This is a genomic window from Butyrivibrio sp. AC2005 (assembly GCF_000424145.1).
In the GTDB taxonomy this organism is placed as follows: domain Bacteria; phylum Bacillota; class Clostridia; order Lachnospirales; family Lachnospiraceae; genus Butyrivibrio.
Map to the genome: position 1 here is coordinate 1 of NZ_AUJI01000082.1, position 1,907 is coordinate 1,907.

The 1,907-nt window shown below is 40.2% G+C and carries 1 protein-coding gene; it reads left to right on the plus strand.

From position 1 onward, the window contains the following. The first annotated feature begins 109 nt into the window (after window positions 1-109). Window positions 110-1,738: an IS1182 family transposase gene (locus G602_RS0117055; protein WP_026660028.1), complete on the plus strand. Its 1,629-nt coding sequence runs from the start codon at window positions 110-112 to the stop codon at window positions 1,736-1,738. Window positions 1,739-1,907: the final 169 nt, after the last annotated feature.

Genomic DNA, 1,907 nt, shown 5'->3' on the forward strand with positions numbered 1-1,907 from the left:
GGGGCTGTCGCACTAAGAATTAGTGCGAGGCCCCTTTTTAGTGCTAAAAGTCTTGATTAACACAAAGACCAGGCTTCGAAAAGCCTGGTCTTTGCTGTAAAATATATTTATGCTACTAAATAAAATCTTACAAGGAAATTATAGCCTTTCTTCCTTAAATCATCAAATAAAACTTCCGCTCGACATAGACCTATCAGTAGCAGATGACGATCCGGTACGCCTGGTAAGCGCATTCGTGGAGGAGATGGACCTTTCTGATCTTTATGCAACATATGAAAGAATCAGAAAAGGCCAGGCAACGCCCCGTCATATGATGAAGATAGCAGTCTATGCAGCAATGAACAGAATCTTCTCATCTCGAGACATAGAAACCTCATGCAAGCGTGATATCAATTTCATGTACCTTCTTGAAGGCTTGCCCGCACCGGACCATTCAACCATTGCAAGGTTTATTTCCCTGCATCTGTCACAGTGTTCAAAACAGATGATGGCTCAGGTTGGAACAATCCTTCTTGATCTTGGTGAAATCTCTGGGGAGAACATCTTCATAGATGGTACAAAGATTGAATCCGTGGCGAATAAATATACTTTTGTCTGGAAAAAAGCAGTTTCAAAAAACATGGCAAAACTGGCTGAGAAGATATGCCTCTTCTGCGCAGAGTGCGAGGAACTTTATGGCCTGAAGATTGTCTATGATGACCAGATATCACTTCATACATTAAAAAGACTCAAAAAGAAACTTTACAAGATTAAGAATGATGAAGGAATAGAGTTTGTCTATGGCTCCGGAAAGAGAAAAACTGTTCTTCAAAGGTCTGTCGAAACACTTGAAGAATACATAAAGAAACTCAAGGATTACACATATAAGCTGTACAAGTGTGGAAATCGTAACAGTTATTCAAAAACAGATCCGGATGCAACCTTTATGCGCATGAAAGAAGATGCCATGCTGAACGGACAGCTTAAACCTGCTTATAATCTCCAGCATGGTGTCGATGCCGAGTATGTTACCTGGCTTGATATATATCCAAATCCCACAGATACTCTGACACTCATTCCGTTTCTCAATGACATGGAAAAACATCTGCCGTTTAAGTACAAGAACATCGTGGCTGATGCCGGTTACGAAAGTGAAGAGAATTATGTTTTTGTCGAGAAAAATGACCAGACAGCATACATAAAACCTCAGAATTATGAACTTTCAAAAACAAGGAAATTTAAAAATGACATCAGCAGACGTGAAAACATGGATTATGACAGTGAGGATGATGCTTATGTTTGCAGGAATGGCAAAGAATTAAAGGCAATCTTTACCCGCAACGAAAAAACAGCAAGTGGCTATTCAAGAAGTGTCACTACGTATGAATGTGATAGCTGCAAGGAATGCCCGTACAAGAAAGATTGCATTAAAGGAAACAACTGCAAGACACCATTTGAAGACAGGAACAAAAGGCTTTACGTTTCGAGAAAGCTTGAAGAAAAGCGCAGTGAATGCCTTAAGCGGATAACCAGCGAATTCGGCACGCAGCTCAGAATGAACCGAAGCATTCAGGCGGAGGGTTCATTTGCAAATGTAAAAGAAGACATGAACTTCAGAAGATATTTGTATAAGGGGACGAAGAATGTTCTTGCACAAAGCGTGTTGCTTGCAATCGGATTCGATATCAATAAACTGCATCACAAGATCATGGCCGGCCGAACAGGAACTCATCTTTTTGAGCTAAAGAAAACGGCATAATTTTTGATCCTTAAAAATCAAACTCCTGTATCTGATCCGAAGATATCTTCGGACTATTAAGTTACTCTAAAAATATGAGATATGAGCAGAAAGCAGATATAAGTACCGATTTTTAGGCCTGAAAAAGGGCCATCGCCCAGATGATTTAATCATCTAATGCGACAGCCCC